19 protein-coding genes are annotated in these 20,122 nt (G+C 45.5%); 8 read left to right on the top strand and 11 right to left on the bottom strand.

Going from position 1 to position 20,122, the window contains the following annotated elements; genetic code table 11:
• The first annotated feature begins 39 nt into the window (after positions 1-39).
• Together gltB and ACYQZ0_RS03730 are read left to right on the top strand one after the other, a co-directional pair.
• A complete protein-coding gene (gene gltB, locus ACYQZ0_RS03725; protein WP_459775257.1) occupies positions 40-4,530 on the top strand; it encodes a glutamate synthase large subunit in 4,491 nt (1,496 codons plus the stop codon).
• A gap of 53 nt (positions 4,531-4,583) precedes the next feature.
• On the top strand, positions 4,584-5,651 hold the full coding sequence (locus ACYQZ0_RS03730) for an MFS transporter (RefSeq protein ID WP_459775847.1): 1,068 nt from the start codon (positions 4,584-4,586) through the stop codon (positions 5,649-5,651).
• Here the strand turns inward: ACYQZ0_RS03730 and ACYQZ0_RS03735 are convergent.
• From ACYQZ0_RS03735 to ACYQZ0_RS03755, 5 genes are all read right to left on the bottom strand, one after another.
• A complete protein-coding gene (locus ACYQZ0_RS03735; RefSeq protein WP_459775258.1) occupies positions 5,620-6,324 on the bottom strand; it encodes a hypothetical protein in 705 nt (234 codons plus the stop codon). The genes ACYQZ0_RS03730 and ACYQZ0_RS03735 overlap by 32 nt on opposite strands.
• 15 nt (positions 6,325-6,339) lie before the next feature.
• Positions 6,340-6,606 carry a hypothetical protein gene (locus tag ACYQZ0_RS03740; protein ID WP_459775259.1) on the bottom strand — a complete coding sequence of 89 codons (267 nt, stop codon included), beginning with the start codon at positions 6,604-6,606 and terminating at the stop codon, positions 6,340-6,342.
• Between the two features lie 29 nt (positions 6,607-6,635).
• Positions 6,636-8,192, bottom strand: a complete 1,557-nt coding sequence (locus tag ACYQZ0_RS03745) for a S8 family serine peptidase (RefSeq protein WP_459775260.1) — start codon at positions 8,190-8,192, stop codon at positions 6,636-6,638.
• Positions 8,193-8,494: 302 nt separating this feature from the next.
• Positions 8,495-10,480, bottom strand: a complete 1,986-nt coding sequence (locus ACYQZ0_RS03750; RefSeq protein WP_459775261.1) for a hypothetical protein — start codon at positions 10,478-10,480, stop codon at positions 8,495-8,497.
• Between the two features lie 75 nt (positions 10,481-10,555).
• Positions 10,556-12,172, bottom strand: coding sequence for a SagB/ThcOx family dehydrogenase (locus ACYQZ0_RS03755; protein ID WP_459775262.1), 1,617 nt, complete (start codon positions 12,170-12,172; stop codon positions 10,556-10,558).
• Positions 12,173-12,191: 19 nt separating this feature from the next.
• Here ACYQZ0_RS03755 and ACYQZ0_RS03760 point away from each other — a divergent pair, with 19 nt between their 5' ends.
• From ACYQZ0_RS03760 to trmH, 3 genes are all read left to right on the top strand, one after another.
• On the top strand, positions 12,192-13,058 hold the full coding sequence (locus ACYQZ0_RS03760; RefSeq protein ID WP_459775263.1) for an NAD(P)-dependent oxidoreductase: 867 nt from the start codon (positions 12,192-12,194) through the stop codon (positions 13,056-13,058).
• Between the two features lie 106 nt (positions 13,059-13,164).
• Entirely contained in the window at positions 13,165-13,416 is a 252-nt protein-coding gene (locus ACYQZ0_RS03765) for a hypothetical protein (RefSeq protein WP_459775264.1), read from the top strand.
• A 71-nt stretch (positions 13,417-13,487) separates the two neighbouring features.
• Positions 13,488-14,123 (top strand): tRNA (guanosine(18)-2'-O)-methyltransferase TrmH, encoded by a 636-nt coding sequence (gene trmH / locus ACYQZ0_RS03770; protein WP_459775265.1) that lies wholly within the window; start codon positions 13,488-13,490, stop codon positions 14,121-14,123.
• Between the two features lie 2 nt (positions 14,124-14,125).
• On the opposite strand, the gene ACYQZ0_RS03775 is transcribed toward trmH, so the two are convergent.
• Entirely contained in the window at positions 14,126-14,647 is a 522-nt protein-coding gene (locus tag ACYQZ0_RS03775; RefSeq protein ID WP_459775266.1) for a gamma carbonic anhydrase family protein, read from the bottom strand.
• A gap of 10 nt (positions 14,648-14,657) precedes the next feature.
• Here ACYQZ0_RS03775 and bioW point away from each other — a divergent pair, with 10 nt between their 5' ends.
• Both bioW and ACYQZ0_RS03785 read left to right on the top strand, forming a co-directional pair.
• Positions 14,658-15,392, top strand: a complete 735-nt coding sequence (gene bioW, locus ACYQZ0_RS03780; RefSeq protein WP_459775267.1) for a 6-carboxyhexanoate--CoA ligase — start codon at positions 14,658-14,660, stop codon at positions 15,390-15,392.
• 64 nt (positions 15,393-15,456) lie between these two features.
• On the top strand, positions 15,457-15,690 hold the full coding sequence (locus ACYQZ0_RS03785; RefSeq protein WP_459775268.1) for a hypothetical protein: 234 nt from the start codon (positions 15,457-15,459) through the stop codon (positions 15,688-15,690).
• Here ACYQZ0_RS03785 and ACYQZ0_RS03790 read toward each other — a convergent pair.
• Positions 15,687-16,046 (bottom strand): hypothetical protein, encoded by a 360-nt coding sequence (locus tag ACYQZ0_RS03790; protein WP_459775269.1) that lies wholly within the window; start codon positions 16,044-16,046, stop codon positions 15,687-15,689. The two genes, ACYQZ0_RS03785 and ACYQZ0_RS03790, sit on opposite strands and share 4 nt — an antisense overlap.
• Positions 16,043-17,473, bottom strand: a complete 1,431-nt coding sequence (gltA, locus tag ACYQZ0_RS03795; RefSeq protein WP_459775270.1) for an NADPH-dependent glutamate synthase — start codon at positions 17,471-17,473, stop codon at positions 16,043-16,045. Before gltA ends, ACYQZ0_RS03790 begins: the two co-directional genes overlap by 4 nt.
• A 38-nt stretch (positions 17,474-17,511) precedes the next feature.
• Here gltA and ACYQZ0_RS03800 point away from each other — a divergent pair, with 38 nt between their 5' ends.
• Positions 17,512-17,982 carry a YqaA family protein gene (locus tag ACYQZ0_RS03800; RefSeq protein ID WP_459775271.1) on the top strand — a complete coding sequence of 157 codons (471 nt, stop codon included), beginning with the start codon at positions 17,512-17,514 and terminating at the stop codon, positions 17,980-17,982.
• On the opposite strand, the gene ACYQZ0_RS03805 is transcribed toward ACYQZ0_RS03800, so the two are convergent.
• The 3 genes from ACYQZ0_RS03805 to purC are packed head-to-tail and all read right to left on the bottom strand — an operon-like array spanning position 17,915 to position 20,122.
• On the bottom strand, positions 17,915-19,075 hold the full coding sequence (locus ACYQZ0_RS03805) for a glycosyltransferase family 4 protein (RefSeq protein WP_459775272.1): 1,161 nt from the start codon (positions 19,073-19,075) through the stop codon (positions 17,915-17,917). The two genes, ACYQZ0_RS03800 and ACYQZ0_RS03805, sit on opposite strands and share 68 nt — an antisense overlap.
• 30 nt (positions 19,076-19,105) lie before the next feature.
• Complete coding sequence (locus ACYQZ0_RS03810; RefSeq protein ID WP_459775273.1) at positions 19,106-19,375, bottom strand: HU family DNA-binding protein; 270 nt, start codon at positions 19,373-19,375, stop codon at positions 19,106-19,108.
• Positions 19,376-19,417: 42 nt separating this feature from the next.
• On the bottom strand, positions 19,418-20,122 hold the full coding sequence (gene purC, locus ACYQZ0_RS03815; RefSeq protein ID WP_459775274.1) for a phosphoribosylaminoimidazolesuccinocarboxamide synthase: 705 nt from the start codon (positions 20,120-20,122) through the stop codon (positions 19,418-19,420).

Below are 20,122 nucleotides of genomic sequence, written 5' to 3' on the forward strand. Positions count from 1 at the left end.
AATTATTAATACTTAAAAACTCTCTCAAGGGGTGAAAGAATGTGGCAGGAGTTTGACAGCTGTGGTGTCGGTTTTGTATGCGATATATACGGAAGAAAAAGCCACGAGATACTCAGAAAGGGTGTTGAGGCGGTAAAGAACCTAACCCACAGGGGTGCTATCGGAGGGGACGGAAAGACGGGAGACGGAGCGGGAATACTTACCGAGATTCCGAGAAAGTTCTTCCTAAAAGAAATAGAAAGGCTCGGTTATAAGCTTTCGGACGAGAATAACCTCGCGGTTGGTGTTTTCTTCTTATACGAGCCCGTAGAGGATAAGATAGAGGAGGTTTTCATAAAGGAAGGTATAAAGATAGTGGGATGGAGGGACGTTCCCGTAAACGAGGATGCGGTAGGTGAGGTAGCCCTCAAGGTTATGCCGAAGATAAAACAGCTCTTTCTTGACCTCAAGGGCATACCCGAGGAAGAGAGGGAGCTCAAGCTCTTCTTCGCAAGGAGACAGATAGAGAAAAAGTATGACGAGAAGGTTTACGTTCCCTCTCTCTCTTCAAGAACGGTAGTTTACAAAGGAATGCTCGTAGCTCCTCAGCTTGATAACTTTTACCCAGACCTGAAGGAGGAGGATTACGAGACCTCCTTCGTTCTCTTCCACCAGAGGTACTCAACGAACACGCTCCCTAACTGGAGGCTCGCCCAACCCCTCAGGTATCTCGCTCACAACGGGGAGATAAACACCATTCAAGGAAACAGGAACTGGATGCTCACCCTCCAGCACGAGCTTGAGCACGAGCTCCTCAAGGGCAGGGAGGAACTCATAAAACCTCTCGTTTCCCACGAGGAGAGCGATTCCGCATCCCTTGACAGGGTTTTTGAGCTCCTCTGCCTCGTCGGTTATAAGCCCGAACACGCTATGTATATGCTCATTCCCCCCGCGTGGGAGACCGTTCCCGGTTTATCGGAGGAGGTAAAGGCTTTCCTTGAGTATGAATCCCTTCTTATGAAGCCCTGGGACGGGCCCGCAGCTATAGCCTTCACCAACGGAAAGGTTATCGGTGCACACCTTGACAGGAACGGACTCAGACCCGCGAGGTATGTAATCACGAAGGACGGATTTGTCGTTCTCGGCTCGGAAGTGGGAATGGTGGAGCTTGGAGACAGGGAAATCCTTGAAAAGGGAAGGCTGGGACCCGGGGATACGATAATAATTGAGCTCGGGGAAGGAAGGATAAAGAAGACGAAGGAGATACTTGAGGAGCTTGCAAATTCAAAGCCCTATAAGGAATGGCTTGATAAACACCTCCTCAGACTTTCGGAAATAGAGGACAAATACAAGATTGAAAAGCCCAAGGAGGACCCCGACAGGGTAAGGAAGCTCGTTGCCTTTGGATGGAGCGAGGAGGAGATTAAGAACCAGATAAAGTATATGGCGGAGAACGGAAACGAGATGACGTGGGCAATGGGGGACGACACACCCCTTCCCCCTCTTTCCGAAAAGCCCCAGCTCCTTTACAGATACTTCAAGCAGAGGTTCGCACAGGTCACGAACCCGCCCATAGACCCCATAAGGGAAAAGGCAGTTATGTCCCTGAGAATGAACCTCGGTTATAAGAGGAACTTCCTCAAGGAAACCGAAGAACACGCAAAGAGGCTCCAGATAGACTCTCCCATACTCCTTGATTACCAGCTTAAGGCTATAGAGAACCAGGACAGGTTTAAAGTCGTAAGAATTCCGATAGCGTATCCCAAGGAGAGGAGCTACAACATAGTTGAGCTCCAGGATATGGCTGGGGAAAGGAGGATATCAGAGCTCATAATGGATGCCCTTTACGAGGAGATACCCATAAACGATATGAGACTCGGTATAGAGACCCTCCAGAGGAGGGTTGAGGAGGCGGTAAGGGAAGGAGCGGACATAATCATCCTATCGGACAGATACATAAGCAAGTACAGGGTTGCGATTCCCGCACTCCTCGCGGTTTCCGCGTGCGTAAAACACCTCGCAAAACAGGGGCTTGCCCACAAGGTTTCCTTTATAGTTGAGACGGGAGAGGCCAGGGACAGCCACCAGATAGCCTGTCTTATAGGCTACGGGGCGAGTGCGGTTTACCCCTATCTCGCTTACGAGGTTATCTACGAGCTCTGCGAGAAGGGGGAGATAGAGCTTCCCTACGAGGAGGCCGTATTCAAATACAAGGAAGCCCTTGAGAAGGGGCTCTTAAAGATAATGTCAAAGATGGGCATATCCACCCTCAACTCCTACCAGGGTGCCCAGATATTTGATACCGTATGCCTCAACAAGGACTTCGTTGAGGAGTTCTTCACGGGAACACCCGTAACCCTTGAGGCGGACGGCCTTGAGGAGATAGAAGCCTCTACTCTGGCAAGACACAACGCCGCTTACGAGGTTGAAGAACCGAAGCTTGATGTAGGCGGTCATATGAAAGTAAAAAAAGGTGGAGAGTATCACGCCTGGTCTCCCCAGGTTGTAAGGGCCCTTCACAAGTTCCTCCAGACAAAGAACTACGAGGATTATAAGGAGTTCTCAAGGCTCGCAAACTCCCAGCACCCGACCTTCATAAGACATCTTCTAACCTATAAGAAGTCCTCAAAGCCCATACCCATAGAGGAGGTTGAGCCGATAGAGAGCATACTTAAACGCTTTGTCACAGGCGGTATGTCCCTCGGTGCCCTTTCACCAGAAGCCCACGAGACCATAGCTGAAGCCTGCAACAGGCTCGGCATGAAGTCAAACTCCGGGGAAGGCGGAGAGGACACTGAGAGATACTGGACCATAAAGAATTCAGCAATAAAGCAGGTCGCGAGCGGAAGGTTCGGCGTAACTCCCACCTATCTTGCTTCCGCAAAGGACCTTGAGATAAAGATAGCCCAGGGAGCAAAGCCCGGAGAAGGGGGACAGCTCCCCGGACACAAGGTTAACGAATACATAGCGAAACTCAGGCACTCCCAGCCCGGCGTCACCCTTATATCCCCTCCTCCCCACCACGACATATACTCCATAGAGGACCTTGCCCAGCTCATTCACGACCTCAAACAGGCAAACCCCTTTGCAAGGGTGTGCGTGAAGCTCGTTGCTGAAAGAGGAGTCGGAACGATAGCGGCGGGAGTTGCCAAGGCTTACGCGGACGTTGTTCAGATAAGCGGAGCGGAAGGAGGAACGGGAGCATCCCCCTACATTTCCATAAAGAATGCGGGCAATTACTGGGAGATAGGTCTCACCGAAACCCAGAGGGTTTTAATGGAGAACCACCTCAGGGACAAGATAAGGGTAAGGGTTGACGGAGGATTCAGGACCGGAAGGGACGTGATAATAGCGGCACTTATGGGTGCGGAGGAGTTCGGTTTCGGAACCGCAGCGATGATAGCGGAAGGATGCGTTATGGCGAGAATATGCCACACGAACAGGTGCCCGACGGGCGTAGCAACCCAGGACCCAAACTACAGGAAGAAGTTCAAGGGTAAGGTTGAGAACGTTATGGCTTACTTCAGGGCGGTTGCCCAGGAAGTGAGGGAAATACTCGCGGAAATGGGTTTCAAAAGCCTTGACGAGATTATAGGAAGAACGGACCTCCTTGAGGTGGTGAGGTATGACGAGTTTCCCGGCTCAAAGAGGATAAAGGTTGAGGCACTCCTTGAAAAGTATCCCGAAAATGAGCCGAGAAGGTGTCTCGTTGAGAGGAACGACAACCCCGCTCCCAACTTCAACGACAAGATTCTTGAAGACCTCCTTCCCTACATAGAGGAGGGAATACCCGTTGAGAAGGAATATACGATAAGAAACGTTGATAGAACGATACCAACGAAGATTAATTACTTCATCTCCCTCTTTTACGGAGACAAGGGACTTCCCGAAGATACGATAAAGCTCACCTTCAGGGGAACGGCGGGACAGAGCTTTGGCGCCTTTAACCACAGGGGTGTGAGCCTCACGCTCATAGGCGATGCCAACGACTACGTCGGTAAGGGAATGTTCGGGGGAAGGATAGTTATAATTCCCGAAGGCGTGAAGGAGACAGATAAAAACGTAATAATGGGTAATACCTGCCTCTATGGAGCGACGGGCGGAGAGCTCTACGCGGCGGGCGTTGCGGGAGAGAGGTTCGCAGTAAGGAACAGCGGAGCTGTTGCCGTTGTGGAAGGTGCGGGACTCCACTGCTGCGAATACATGACCGGCGGTATTGTCGTGGTTCTCGGAGATGTAGGATTTAACCTCGGGGCGGGAATGACGGGAGGACACGCATACATCCTTGACGAGAACAACAACCTTGAGGAAAAGCTGAACTACGCTTACGTTTACGCGAGAAGGCTCGTAGGAGAGGATGAGACAGAGGAGCTGAAAAGACTTATAGAGAAACACTACAACTACACAAAGAGCCCCAAGGCAAAGATAATACTTGATAACTGGGACGAATACCTGAAGAAGTTCTGGAAGGTTATACCCCTTGAGCAGTGCAAGAGGGACCCCTACGGAGACTCGGACGCTTGCGAGGTTGAGATATTGGGAAGAAGGTAAAGGTTCTTTCCTTTGCCCTTTTTGACACCGGGGAGACAATCCTCGGTGCCCTCATCGTCTCTACATTCTTTCCCCTCTACATAACGAAATACGTTGACACGAAGTTATACGGATTTCTTTACGGACTTTCCTTTTTTCTCACTTTCCTCTTTTCCCTTTACATAGGCAGGTATGCGGACAAGAAGGCTTTAAGAAAGCATTTTTTTATGCTTTTCGGTTTTCTCACAGCTCTTTTCTGTTCCCTTATATTCTTCTCCTACGGAAATCCTTACCTGTCCCTTGTTTATTTCCTTCTCATGCTCTTTTCCCATCAGCAAAGCATGGTTTTTTACAACTCCCTTTTGCTTAACTTTGAGGAGAAGGGTATAACCTCAGGTTTAGGTGTTGCCTTCGGTTATCTCGGCTCCGCCTTTGCCCTTACCCTTCTCGTAAATTTTTTAAAGGAACCTTCCGTTTATCTATATACCGCCTTTTTATTTTTTCTTTTTTTCCTCCCTTCAGCTTTTTTCCTTGAAAATCCGAGAGAAAGGGGATTTATAAAATTCTCCGAGCTCCTAAGGGATAAAAGGTTCTTAGTTTTTCTACTCTCTTACTTCTCCCTTTCGGAGGTTGCGAACACACTTATAGCAATGATGAGCGTGTATCTTAAGGCGGTTTACGGCCTTGAGAATATGGAGATTTACAGGATTATAGGATTTTCCGCTCTCGGCGGAGTTCTTGGAGGTCTCTTCTGGGGATTTATGACGGACAAATTCGGCGTAAACAGGATTTTCCCCCTCGGTTTCCTAAACTGGATTTTATTCCTTTTTCTTCTCTACTTTGTAAATAGGGATTTTCTCCTTTTTGTGGGAGTTTGGGGAGGGCTTTCCCTTTCTCACCTCTGGACCACTGGAAGGGTCTTCCTCATTGAAAACTTTCCGAGGGAAAACGTATCCTTGAGGCTCTCCTTTCTTTCCCTTTCGGAGAGGGTTGCCTCAAGTACGGGAGTGTGGCTCTGGAGCTTCTTTCTCTTCCTTACCGAGGATTACAGACTTTCTTCCCTTCTCATGGTTTTTCTGCCCATAATAGGAGGGACGCTATTTTTACTTCTTAAAAAAGAATACAGCTATCATCAGGAGTAGAAATTATGTTTTCGTATGCATCCATGGAGTTTCCTTGGGGGAAATCACCAAATTGAACGGTAAATGTTCCGGTCAGCTCATTCTCCTTCCCACTGTAAATCTCTATAGCGTGAAATTTCACCTTAACATTGTATATACAATTTGAACTTATATCGTAACAGTAATTCATTAATACTTCCTTCCAATCTGAAGGAATTACCAAGACAGTGGCTTTCTGAATGCTTTCTATAATTTCTATTTGGTCTTCCTGAACTTGAACTATAGGAGGTTGTATGGAAAATGAAGCGGTAAATTCGTAGGGCTTACTGAATATGTTTCTACACGTTGGATTTTTTTCACACTTATTTTGGGGGGATGCGTTGTAAAACTCAATAACGTATTTATAAACGTAAACGGGGGAATAAGTTATATTTTCAGATATAAACTTAGGTGAACTTTTAAACTCTGCTACTATGTAATCGTTCTGAAAGGCTATATAATCACAGATTCCGTCCCGGTTTGCATCTTTCCTTATCAGGATATCGCTTTGTAAATTGAACGGAATTATAGAGTTAAGCGTAACTACAACTGAATCCATATCCCCGAAGGTTTCAGGGGAGGAACCACCTCCACACGAGATAACGTATAGTGGAAGGGATAGAAGTAGCGCTTTTCTGAGAAATGCCCTAAACATGGAATACATTATAAGCTATTTTTCTAATGGGTGTAACCTTTGAGGGGTAGTAATGTAAATAACATCCTCTTCACAGGACAAGGCAAGTATTTCCTCAGGGGATAGATTCGCAATTATCATATATGAATCCTTTAGCTTTATTTTTTTCTCAGCTTTAAACTTGAACTTTTCTTTACCATTTTCTTTGGCGTATATTAACACTTTTATTCTTTCTTTTAAGGATTTAACTTCCTTTAATTTTAGCTTTACTGAACTACTTAACTTGTTTTCACAAAATTTCATATCGCCCTTATGGTAACAAGACACGATTATTAAAATAAAAATCTGTATAAAAACCTTATAACTTTTAAAAATAGAGCGAAAGTTATTAAGTAAATAATTGATACCTGTCCTTGTGACGTGCATCCTCCGCCTCCTGAGCTTACGTTAAGCGTTTCCCTTTCAGTGGTATTTCTGTCTGAAAATCCTTCCCTTTCTTCCAGAAGACTGGAAACGCTCTTGTAAATATCAAGCTTTCCGTGGCCGTAAACGTTATTCGGTTTCTGTGTTGTAAAGCTATCCTTGTAAGCGTTATTTATGAGGATTTCTTTTACTTCTGAAGGGGTGAGGGTGTGTTCTACTTGGAGTAAAAGGGCAACAGCTCCTGTAACAGCAGGTGCAGACATGCTCGTTCCTTGCATCCAGTTAAATCCCTCATAAAAACACAGGTCTATCAAGGGCTTTATATTAAGAGGATAAGCGGAGCAAACGAGTTCGCCGGGAGCAACTATATCGGGCTTTAAATTTTCCTTGCATCCGTATGAACATCTTCTTGAGGGACCGATTGAGCTAAAATTAGATATACTGCCTAAAATACTGTAGGGATTTATATTCACGTTAACCTTGCTCGTGAATGAACCTACGGATATGACGGAACTTGAAGAGGCCAGGGAAGATATGGTGTATGAGTAGTCGGGAGAAGCAAAAGCGACATTTTCCCCCCACAGGTGAACTTCCCCGTCTTTTACGTCTATTGGCGTGAAACTTACACTCCAGCCGTTCCTGAAGTTTTCGTTAACGTTATCAATCTTTATAAAAACGTTCTTATCGCCGTTCAGGGGATTTCTTCCCGAGAAACTTACCGCAAGCGTTCCACAGTTTCCTAAATCAATCAGTTTCGTATCACCTTCCCTTATGCTTACCGCCTGACAGGGAGAGTTTATCGTAAGCTCAACGCTGTCCGTTCCCATAATCCATATATCCACATACGCCCAGGAACCTATCACGTCAAAAGAGGAAGTGTTTTCCTGAAACAGGTTCAGCTTATCGTGTATTGGTTCGTTTCCCCAATTCCCCGCAGCTACCACAACTGGAATTTTATAAGTGTTTACTATGCTTTCTATGAAGCGGGAAATAGGGTCCGTTCCGTCGTGGGGACCTAAAGGTGTTCCGAGGCTCAGGTTTATCACGCCGGGTTTTCCGTATGCCTTTATTCTTTTCGCAAGAATATCAAGGGCTTCTATTATTTTATCTTCCCTGAATTCTTCGTTCCCTATCTTCACCACTATCAACTCCGCCTCCGGAGCTATTCCCCTGTAAACCTCGTGGTCTCCCGCGGCTATGCCAGCTACGTGAGTTCCGTGTCCATCAGTATCCCTTTGATTACAATTTCCCTTTTCTATTTCCTCCTTGTAGCATACTTCTCCCGTCGTGAGGTCGTGTATCTCAAGAATTCTCCCCCTGAAAGCGGGATGTGTGTAATCTATCCCGCTGTCTGCTATGCCTATAATTACTCCCCTCCCCTTATACTCGGAGAGGTTCGTATCCTGCATTAAATCCGTTAGGCGGGTGTAGAGGGCTACCTTGTCGAGGAGGGGGGAATATTTCATAGGAAGTGCGATATATATAACATTCTCCAGGGTTTTAAATGTTTTTATGTCTTGAAGTGTGTATTCGCCTATCAATAAATATTCTTCAGAAGAAAGCTTTATTATTCTTTCCGTATTTCCGGATATATGCTTTAAATTTCGCGTAATAACCATCAGTCTTAGTTGTTTACTTGATAAATAGGTTAACTTCTGTTCATTTAATAAAGCAAGCTTTAGGGCTGGGGAAAACTTATCCTCTAAGGAAAATAATAATCCATAAGGAAGAATTATAAGAAGAAAGAGAAGGAAGAAGAAAAAAGGCATTACTTGTTGGACACACCTATTATATCCGCTATACAGAGGTTGTATTCTTCAAGGAAGTTAACCTCTGTTAATAATTGTCCGTTAAGCGCTACCCTAAGACGCGAATATGTGCCATTATTGGGGTCACACCTCAGCCCATCCTCTGTTTGAACGTAATATGCGTATGCTACAACATTCCCGAGCCTGAAGTTCACCGAGGAATGAACATCACTCGTAGTGAATACATCAGGATTCAGAGGTCCTACTTTTGAATCCGCATCAATATCTACCCTGTAAACATTAACATTCGAATCGGCATAGTTATCACTATCACTATCATTACCTTCTGCATTAACTAAAACTTTTGAATAAATCGCATCATAACCAGCAGAGCTTGTATTGCTGTCATATACATCTCCTTGAACAGGTCTGAGAATAGTATCTAAGGCGTATACATCAATATCCGTAAGAGTAGCGGTCGTCATATAGGGAAGTTGTATGTTTAGCTTATAAACATCAAGATTGTTTTCAGTCACATCTTCATCTGGATCAACAATAAACTCGTTTCCAAAGAATCCAATTACCTTTATGTTAGTGTTGTAAGTTTTCTTGTTATGATGAACATATGGACCAGGTAGCGTAACGGAGAAATACCAAGCTTCGTCGGCAGCAGGAGAAATGTACAAGACCTCGTTCCCTTTTCTATATAACACGTCTCCATCAACATACTGGTCGTATATTATTGTAGTTCCTGGATTGAACGTAGGGACATTATCTGCAAGGTCTGTTCTTTCAGTAACTGTAAGGTTTCCATCCTGGAAATATGCTATATATTTAGTTCCCGCAATCGTAGCCCAATCTTGACCTACGAATGAGAAAGACGTATATATATCATCCAACGTATAAGCATCTATCGTTTGTCCATCTGAACTTACATATACAACGTCGGTTTTGTCAGATGTATTAACTTGATAATAATAAAGTAAGAAGAGATTTCCGTTATCATCCAATGCATAATCACAAGTGGCACCGTTCGTTGCACAGTTAGAGTCAAAACCTGAATAATTTATTTCATTACCATCATCCTCAACAACAATTAAATTATGAACAGGGATATATGCAAGGGGTTCTTGGGATGTTAGGTCAAACTTATAATACTTTAACTCGTCATCGTCAACGAAAGCCACGTAAGCCCAGTTTTCCTTATCAACTCTCATATATCTATTAATTCCACTTGCAGGACCTACCAAGGAACCACCAAATACATAAGATGTTTCTTTGATGCTACCATCAGGTTGAACGAGAACGAGGACATTATCTCCGTTATCATTTGCTTTTATACCAATACCTTTCCCTTCCCCTGTATATATAAAGTCTACTAATGTAGTCTGATTACCTTGAATATCTGTTATTGCGGTTCCATCCCAAACATAGTTCTCCGTTATAACCTCTGGTTCACTGTCCAATAAATAAACCGACCCTTGGTCCGTGATCATATAATAGTCGGTTCCATCACTTACCACTACGAACTTCTCACCCTTGAAAAGAGCAGTACCCGAAACACCTATAAGAGGCTGGTCAGAATCTTGTGGATCACTTAACTGTACAATAGAATTTCCATCATAAAAGTAGTAATAATAACTGTCTTCAGCATGTGCTTTTAAAAGTAGATTGTTATTTCCAAATATGTGGAATGTTTCCAAATTTTGAGGCGGAGTCTCACCAGGTAAAAGAACAAGCTGAACAGGTATTGCTTCATAAGAACCATCTTCATAGGTTAAAATTTTATAGTAGCCTGGTCCAGAAACATTTAGAACAGCTGCCTGATTACTATCAGTTAAACGTACGAGTATGCTTTCAAGCAGTTGAGGCTGAGGCTGAGGTTCTTCAGGAGCTGGAGAAGGTTGTTCAGCTTGGGGAGTTCCACCTCCGTTATCTCCTCCACATCCTACAATTGCACCGAATGCAAATATTGCGGATGCCAATGCGAGTTTCTTGAAGTCCATAACTACACCACCTCCTTTTAATTTTTTCCTCTTCTATATTATACCATCGCTCGTGAAAAATCAAGTTTAAAAAATTTAAAGTCCCTTTTTCCTCAGGTGGAAGTAGGGCTCTATCGTCTGAATTCTTGGGTCCTCAACCGCTTTCCCGAAGGTGAAGTGGTATAAGTCCTGGAACTTCCTCGTTTTTATGCCGAGGAGTTCGTGCATAACGTCGTCAAAGAAACATCCTATTCCCGTTCCGTTCAGGTTATGAGCTGTCGCCTCAAGGTATAAAACGTGTCCTACCAGTCCCGCTTCCCAGTGAATATGTCTGTAGAGCCACGGATTTTTATTAATAACGGGTTCAAAGAGGGAAATCATTCCAAGGGAAAAGGCACTGTCGCTCGCTATGTCCTGCTGGCACGCTACGTATCCCGCAATCTCTCTGAAATCGCCCTCATACAGGAGATAAAGGGGAAAGTCCTCGTAAACCTTTTCCCAGATAAACTCGGGTGAGGTGTTCCTCTTTAGCTCCTCAAGCATTCTCTCGTTTCTAACGAAGCAGTAAAGCCCCCTTCTCAGACCTTTAACTCTGTGGACAAAGATAAAGAGGTTAACGAAGGTTGGCGTTATCTCAACGTCAAAGGGGGAAAATCCATCCCTCGGAATCGTTTTATCAAGTGCGTGAACGAAAAGCTCCGCATTTATGTAGGTTTTCCCGTCGTAGGCCATACCGCTTCTTCTCTTCCTTATTACTTCCTCCGCGGACATGTAGGAGGGAACGATGTTGAGAAGGGGAAGATTTCCGTAGATGACCTTAAACTCCTCAGTTCTCGGCTTTTCGGTATCCTCTATAGCCTCGTAAATAATCTCCCATATAACCCTTTCCTTGCTAAGAACGTTTGGCCTCCCGTAAAATCTTACCTTCTCAAACTCCCTTATTACCTCCTCGGGAAGTGTTCTGGGAACGTCCTCAATCTCTTTGGGGAAAACGAAAAAGGCACACTCCGGAAACTCCTCTTCCCCTTCTATCCAGCTCACCCTGTCAAATCCGAGAAGGAGGTTTAATTCCTTATCCGAAAGACCGCTGAGATACTTAACCTTCCAGCCCTTGAGGTTTGCGGAGAACCTGAGTGTTCCTATCGCGTGTCCCGTATCAAGGAGGCAGTACCTGTAAGCCCTCTCCCCGTATTTCCAGGCCTCCCTCCAGGGAATGCTCGTGAGGATAAAGATAAAGCCCTCGCTCCCGAAGAAATCCTTTATCCTTCTTGAAAGCTCCGGGGGAAGGCTTGCCCTCTTTTCAAGGGCGTGGAGAAAGGGGTTGTAATGGAAAACTCCCTCAAGATTTCCAAGGTGGGGAATTATTAAATAGCCTTCCGTGGGGTGAAGGTTCCCGCTTGAGGGGTTCATTCTTACGGACCACCTTGAGCCTGGAATAGCCTTCCAGGCGGAAAGCCCGAGGGCAAGCTCAAGGAACTTGCTTATACTCTCAAGGGTAAACTTCTCGGTGTTAACCTTTCTGTAGTCGTAGAGTGCCTCGTAGGGGTGGGAAGGGTCCTTCAGAAGGGGGAGGTCTATCCTCTCGCATCCTTCCCAGAACCGGAAGGGATTCGGCTGGTTTGCCCAGTCAAGGTATCCCAGCGAGCGTGCAAGCCTGTGGGGGTGGTGCTTCGTCTCCTCGTGGTAGTAGATTGTCTTATTCAAAGCTTCCATGAATTAATAAAATAAAGGTATGAAGGTCGGATTTATAGGTCTCGGGCATCTGGGAAGGGCTATAGCAAAAAGGCTCATAGAACAGGGCGTTGAGCTAATCGTATGGAACAGAACGATTGAAAAGGCAAAGGATTTTGCAAAAGAGACGGGTGCAGAAGTTGCAAGCTCACCCATGGAGCTTATAAACAAGGTTGACAGGGTCTTCGTTATAGTTTTTGATTCCCATGCTTCCGAAGAGGTTATTTTCGGGGAAAAAGGACTCATTAAGGGAGACATAAAGGGGAAAACGGTTATAGACATGACGACGAACCACTTTGCTTACGCAAAAACCGCTTACGAGGAGCTGAAAAAGCTCGGGGCTTACTACCTTGACGCCCCCGTTCTCGGAAGTGTGATACCCGCACTTAAGGGAGAGCTCACGATAGTCGTGGGAGGGGATAGGGAAAAGTTTGAAGAAAATAAGCCCCTTTTTGAAAAGTTCTGTAAGGCCATTTACTATGTCGGAGAGGCGGGAAAGGGAAGCAAGGCAAAGCTTATAAACAACATAGTCCTCGGGGGAATTATGGACATACTCGCGGAAGCGGTCGCCCTCGGCGAGCTTTCGGGATTTGATAAGGAAACGATAATAAACATACTAAACGACGGAGCTGGAAAGTCCTACATACTTGACGTTAAGAAGAAAAAACTCCTTGAGGAGGACTTCTCAACCCACTTCTCCGTTAACCTAATATACAAGGACCTACACTACGCTCAGGACCTCATAAAGGAGCTTGGCGTTTTTTCCTTCACAACAGCGGCAGTTAAAGAAACATACGGCCTTGCGAGAAAGAAAGGGCTCGGAAACCTTGACTTTTCCGCAGTTTATAAAGTCCTGAAGGAAGATTAAGTTTCTTTTTCTTTAGAACCGTTCCAGCAGTAGGAAAGTCTATTGACACTTTACGCTAAGCATGAAAGTATTTAATCTTGTCCCGATTTTTCTATATTCATTAACTATGGACTGGGGGCAGGTTCTCACGATTATTTTCGGGATAGCGGGATTTATGTCTATTTTTATGCTTCTCGTTAACAAACGGATTGATGACCTGAGGCAAGATATAGACAGAAGGTTTGAAAACCTTGAGAAAGAAATGGATAGGAGATTTAACGAGCTAAAAGAGGAACAAAAAGAAATAAAGCAGGAACTTAAAGAAATCCGTCAACTTCTCTATAAGGTTCTGGGAGTAGAAAACAAGAAGGAGAGTTAAGAAAAAAATTAAGACGTATTAACAAGTTAATAAGTTCACATAATGGAGTTTATAATTAGATTTTTCAATTGATGGAATACCTTGTGGTTGAGAAACGCTTAAAGAGGCTGAGGGAGGTTCTTGAGAAAAGACAGAAGGACCTCATAGTATTTGCGGATAACGTTAAGAATGAGCATAACTTCTCCGCAATCATAAGAACATGCGATGCGGTTGGGGTTTTATACCTTTACTACCACCATGCGGAAGGGAAGAAGGCAAAGATAAACGAGGGAATAACTCAGGGCTCTCATAAGTGGGTTTTCATAGAGAAGGTTGATGACCCAGTCGGTAAGGTAAAGGAGTTCAAGGAAAGGGGTTTCCAGATTGTAGCTACGTGGATTTCAAAGGACTCGGTGGACTTCAGAAGTGTGGATTACACAAAACCCACGGTGATAATAGTGGGAAATGAGCTTCAGGGTGTTTCTCCCGAACTTGCGGAGCTCGCGGACAAGAAGGTGGTTATACCCATGTTCGGAATGGCTCAGAGCCTCAACGTTTCCGTCGCAACGGGAATTATCCTTTACGAGGCCCAGAGGCAGAGGTGGGAAAAGGGCATGTATAACAGGCCTTCCCTATCCGAAGAAGAGATAAAGAGAATATTAAGAAAGTGGGCTTACGAGGATATAATAAAGGAAAGGAAGAGGGTGGGAGGGAACGCAAAGGTTTAGTTTTAAAGACCCGTTTTTAGATACTCGTTCTTATACCTCACGTAGTTTTCCGCTGATTCCTCTATGAGCTTTATCTCTTCTTCTTTCAGCTCCCTTACGATTTTGGCGGGAACGCCCGCAACGAGGACGCCCGAGGGAATTTTCTTATTGGGTGTGACGAGGGCACCCGCACCTACGAGAACGTAGTCCTCTATCTCAACCCCGTCCATAATGGTCGCTCCCATTCCGACGAGAATATTGTTGTGAAGAACGCATCCGTGAAGGATAACCCCGTGACCCACCGTTACGTTATCCCCTATTATCGTAGGGTGGGTGTCGTGGGTCACGTGAACGACGCAGTTATCCTGTATATTAGTTCTCTTTCCTATCCTTATATAGTTAACGTCCCCCCTTATCACCGTTCCCCACCACACGCTTGAGTCCTCACCTATCTCAACGTCTCCTATCACAACGACGTTGTCCGAGAGGTATACGCTTTCGTGTATCCTCGGGTATTTGCCCTTATACCCCCTTACTATTGCCATATTTTTTATTATGGAGCTCTTCAGCATACGCATGCGTGCGGAAAAGGAGGGAAAGCACGTATCTGGAGCGGAAAGAATAGTAAAAAAAGAAGAGATTGAGGAAACCCTGAGGGAGCTCCTCAAAAGACCTAAGGATTACGATTTCATGAACCTGAAGGTTGAAAAGATAAAGAGTTTTGAGGAAATTCCCTTCAGCCTGAGAATAAGCTCCTACGAGTTTGGAAGCGTTGAGGAGGCAAGGAAGTTTGCGGTTAAGAAGCTCACCGAAGAGGGTATAGAGGAGAAGTTGGCGAGGAAGGCTGTTGAGATTCTCTCAAAGGGTGCGAACCCTTCGGGCGGAAACATGAGGGGAGCTGTTTTGATGGATTTAGAAACGGGGGAGAGGCTTGAGCCAGACAGAAGCAGAGGTATAAGAACCGTAAACTTTGACTGGAAGGAGAGAAAGAGGATAACTGAGCTTCTCCTTAGGAAGGGATACACTCTAAGGACCGTTGATGCCCTTGCACTCACGATGAAGAACCTTCACTGCGGAGTTGTTGCTGAGCTCTGCTGGAGCGACGACCCCCACTACACAACGGGATACGTCTCGGGGAAGAAAATAGGCTATGTGAGGATAAAACCCCTGAAGAGGGAAGGGGACCCCCTCGGGGGAAGGGTTTACTTCGTGAGGAAAGAGAGCTTAGAGAAAGTCCTTGAATGTCTTGAGAAAAAGGCGGTTCTCATAGATTGGAGAGATGATTTCTAACATACACATACAAGGTAAGGGGAAAAAATTATTAATCAGAAAAAATTAAAAAGGAGGTGAAAAAATGGCCGTGGCAGCAGAAGCACAAGTCTTCACACAGGATATTTTAAGAGATAAGAATATACTTGAGAAGTCAAGCGGAAACCCTCCCAAGGAAATAAGGGTTGAGGGCGAAGAGCTTGTCATAGTAAAGGAAAGCGGTGAGGAAAGAGTGCCTTTAAAGTCCCTGAGAGGAAAGGCGATATACACCCGCCTGACGACGGGCATTTCCGAGTTCACTGAACCTATATACGTTTAAACCTCTTCCCTCATTCTCTCTATTAACTCTTTTACAACCTCTTCAACCTCTTCGTCCCCTTCGGGGGACACTATAACAACCTCTCCGTTTTTATCGTAAGCGTATCCGTAAAGTCTCAGCTCCTTCACATCGTTCTCAAGGGCAACCTTCGTAACCCTTGAGAAGAACTTCTCAAGACTTTCCACATCTTGGGGATTTACCTCCTGCTCAAATATATCAACCGACTCCTCGTCAACATCTCCCTCTTTGGGAACAAAGATGGTATAAACAACTGTTTCACCTTGGGGATTTTCCCTCTCCATAAAGAGTTTGAAGAGCTCTTCTACCTTCTGCCTCATCTGGTGCCTTATGCTCATCTTCCCGCCTCCTTCTTACTCATTAAATACTCGTGTATATATTTTGCAGCTTCCTTTCCATGAGCTAAAGCAACGACAACCCTGTCCCCTCCGTTTATAACGTCTCCTCCCGCAAATACGCCCTCAAGGTTCGTCTCGTATCTCTCGTTAACCTCTATCGTTCCCCACTTTGTAGTCTTGAGTCCGCTTCCCTCGTAGGCAACGGGGTTTGCCCTCTGACCTATAGCGAATATGACCGAGTCGCACTCTATCACGTGCTCCGAGTTAGGAACGGGAACAGGTCTCGGCCTTCCGCTCTCGTCGGGCTCTCCAAGTTCCATCTTAATGCACTTTATACCGACGACTTCTCCCTTCTCGTTTCCTATTATCTCAATGGGCTGGGTGAGCCAGTGGATTATTACTCCGTCTTCCATAAGGTGGTCCCACTCCTCCTGCCTTGCGGAGGAGGTTTCCCTCGTTCTCCTGTAAACTACGTGGGTCTCAACGCCGAGCCTCCTTGCGGTTATCGCACAATCAACCGCGGTAAATCCACCGCCAATTATCACCGTCTTCTTTCCAAGCTCAACGGGAACGCCCTTCTTCGGAAACTCGTTCGCCTTGTATAGGTTCACCCTCATAAGGAAATCTATTGCGGAGTAAACGCCCTTTAGGTGGTCTCCAGGAAGTCCGAGCTTACCTCTTCCCGCTCCAACCGCTATAAATACCGCATCGTATTTCTCCCTCAGCTCATCAAGGGTTATCGTCTTACCAACGAGGTAGCCGTAAAAGAACTTTATACCGAGCTTCTCAAGCCTTCTTATCTCCCACTCAATTATCTCCTTATCAAGCCTCGCGTTCGGAATGCCGTAATACATCACACCTCCGGGCTTGGGAAGGGCTTCGTAAACGTGAACCTCGTGTCCCTTCTTTGCAAGCTCGTAAGCACAGCTTAGCCCCGCAGGGCCTGCACCTATTACCGCAACCTTCATACCCGTGGGAGGTTCCTTCTCTATCTCAATCTCTATGCCCGAAATCCTTATGAAGTCCCCCACAAACTTCTCAAGGGCACCTATCGCAACGGGAAGCCCCTTGTTCTTTCTGTTTCTCACCGTGTCGTAGTAAAGGATACAGCTTCCCTCACACTGCCTTTCCTGGGGGCAAACCCTCCCGCATATGGAGGGGAATATATCGGACTCAATGATAACCTTGTAAGCTCCGACGAGGTCTCCTTCCGTTATCTTCTTTATGAATCCCGGTATGTCAACGTGAACGGGACATCCCTTTATACATCTCTGGTCAGCATCCTTGCAGAATAAACATCTCTGGGCCTCGTCAAGGGCAAGATTTACGGAATACCCGAGCTCATATTCCCTGAAGGTCTTTACCCTCTCCTCTGGGGGAAGAGTGGGCTCTTTATTGCGGTCAAGATACCTTATCTTCTTTGCCATAGGTAAGATAATAGCTGTTTGTTTAAGATAATCAAGTTATGGAATCATTAAAGATTACCCTTGAGGGATTTGTTGAGTCTTACGGCTACCTCGGCATATTCCTAATTGCATTCACCGAGAGCATAATCCAGCCCGTTCCTCCCGATCCCTTCATAAGCGGTGCAACCGCGATGGGACTTAACCCTCTCCTTTCCGCTATTGTTGCAACGTTCGGAAGCGTATCGGGAGGAGTTGTTGCCTATTTTCTCGGTAAGTTCCTCGGCGAGCCCGTTGCAAAGAGGCTTTTGGGGGAGGAAAGATTTCTAAAGGCTGAGGCCTTCTACAACAGATACGGAACCTTTGCGGTTATAATTGCGGGACTAACTCCCGTTCCCTATAAGGTCTTTTGCTGGCTTTCGGGCATACTTGAGTTTGAACTGTGGAGGTTCGTAATCGCGAGCGTTATAGGGAGATTCCCGAGGTTTCTTCTCTTTGCCCTTTTCGGTGAGGCTGTCGGGAACTTCCTTTAAGCTCCCGAAAGAGCTCTATATATCTCTCAACGGTCCGTTCTATGGAGTATTTTTTTGCTGTTTTTACCGCTTCCTTCTCCATCTCCCTTCTTCTTTCCTCGGGAAGATTTAAAGCTTCCGTTATCTTGCGAGCGAGCCCCTTGTGGTCCCCAACCTTTACCATAAAGCCGTTTACCCCGTCCCTCAGGTATTCGGGTATGCCTCCCGCATCCGTTGAGACCACAACCCTCCCCGTTGCCATAGCCTGGAGGAGTGCTCCCGCTATACCTTCCGAGAAGGAAGCCATTATAAAGAGGTCCGCCCCTTGGAGGAGTCTATCCACATCCTTCCTGAAACCGAGCCCTATACAATTCTTTTCAAGCCCGTATTTCTTGAAAAGCTCCCTCGCCTCCTCCGAGTCCGTATCAAGCCCCACAAAAACCATCTTAAAGTTTTTAAAGGGTAGTTCCCTTAGGGCTTTGAGTATCACCTCCTGTCCCTTTCTCCAGGGTTGCCAGTTTGCAACGTTCATAAAAAGGTATTCCTTTTCTTTTACTCCAAGCTCCCTTCTTACTTCCTCCCTCAGCTCGGGTCTCGGGAAAAACCTGCTCAGCTCTATTCCGCTCTGTATCACCCTCAGTTTATCCCTAAAGATTCCTTTTTCTCTTAAGAGCTTTGCAACGTGCTCCGAAACGACAACTATCCTGTCCGCAAAGCGGTATTTAAAAGCTCTTGAGAAAAAACTTGGCAGAAATCCCGAACGCCTCAGAGCTATTATCTTTGGTCTTTTCCTCATTCCGAGGGTTGAGAGAAGAACGTAATCCATCGCGTGGGAGGAGTGGGCTATGACGAAGTCGTAATTATTCTCCTTTATTATTCGCCTGAGCCTGTAAACGTTTGCCGGATTGAACCGGGAGCTCCCCCCCTTGTAATCCTCAAAGAAGTGAATTTTTACGGGCGTTCCCTTTAGTTTTTCTTTCATGTACTTATACTGAAAGGAGAGGGCTATGTGGCTCTCAACACCTTTAAGGGCTAAATACTTCGTTATCAGATATGTCTGTTCTTTTGTTCCGCACCATCCGATACCGTCAATTACGTTAAGGACTTTAAACATTAAGAAAGATTTTAAAGGGGAAAGGGGAAATTAAGCCTGTTTTACGAGCTCCTTTGCGGGCTTGAAAGTGAGAACCTTCCTTGCGGGTATCTCTATAACTTCTCCCGTTCTGGGGTTCCTTCCCTTTCTTGCCTTTCTTACTGAGACTTTAAAGGTTCCGAGTCCGGGAATTCTTAGCATCTCCTCCCTTTCAAAGAGTTCGTGTATCGCTTCTACGAAAGCCTTGAGAGCGGCGTCAGCTTCCTTTTTCGTAATCCCGGCCTTCTCCGCTATCTTGGCTATTAGTTCTGCTTTTGTCATCTTCACACCTCCCTTTGAGTTTTTGTTAGTTTAATTTTATACTCAACCTACCAATTTGGAAAGAACTTTTTTATAACCTTCAAGAAGGTCTCCGAGGTCAAATCTAAACCTGTCTTTATCCAGCTTTTCCCCCGTTGATTTATCCCAGAGCCTCATGCTGTCGGGTGTTATCTCATCAACTATAGCGAGGGAACCGTCGGGAAGCCTTCCGAACTCAAGCTTGAAATCAACAAGAAGAATTCCCTTTTTTGAGAATAAATCCTTTAAAATTTCGTTAACTTTTAAAGCGGTTTTCTCCATTTCCGGAAGAAGTTCAACGGGTGCAAGCCCGAGAACCTTTATGTGGTTTTTGCAAACCATGGGGTCGTGAAGCTCGTCGCTCTTCATGAAGAACTCAACGAGGGGCTCCTTAAGGGGTGTTCCCTCCTTTATTCCGTATCTCTTTGAAAAGCTCCCTGCGGAAAAGTTTCTTACAACTACCTCAACGGGAAAGCGTTCCGCCTTCCACACGAGTATCTCCCTTTCGGAAAGCTTTTTAATGAAGTGGGTTTTAATCCCCTTCCTCTCGAGAATCTCAAAGATGAGTGAGGTAATCTCCGCATTTAGCGAACCTTTCCCCTTTATCTCTTCCTTTTTCACGCCGTCAAAGGCTGTTGCGGTATCCTTGAACTCAAGGATTACCTTGTCGGGTTCTTCAGTCTCATAAACTATCTTCGCCTTTCCCTCGTAAAGTTTTCTTAACTTCAT

It is taken from the genome of Aquifex pyrophilus (assembly GCF_054656935.1).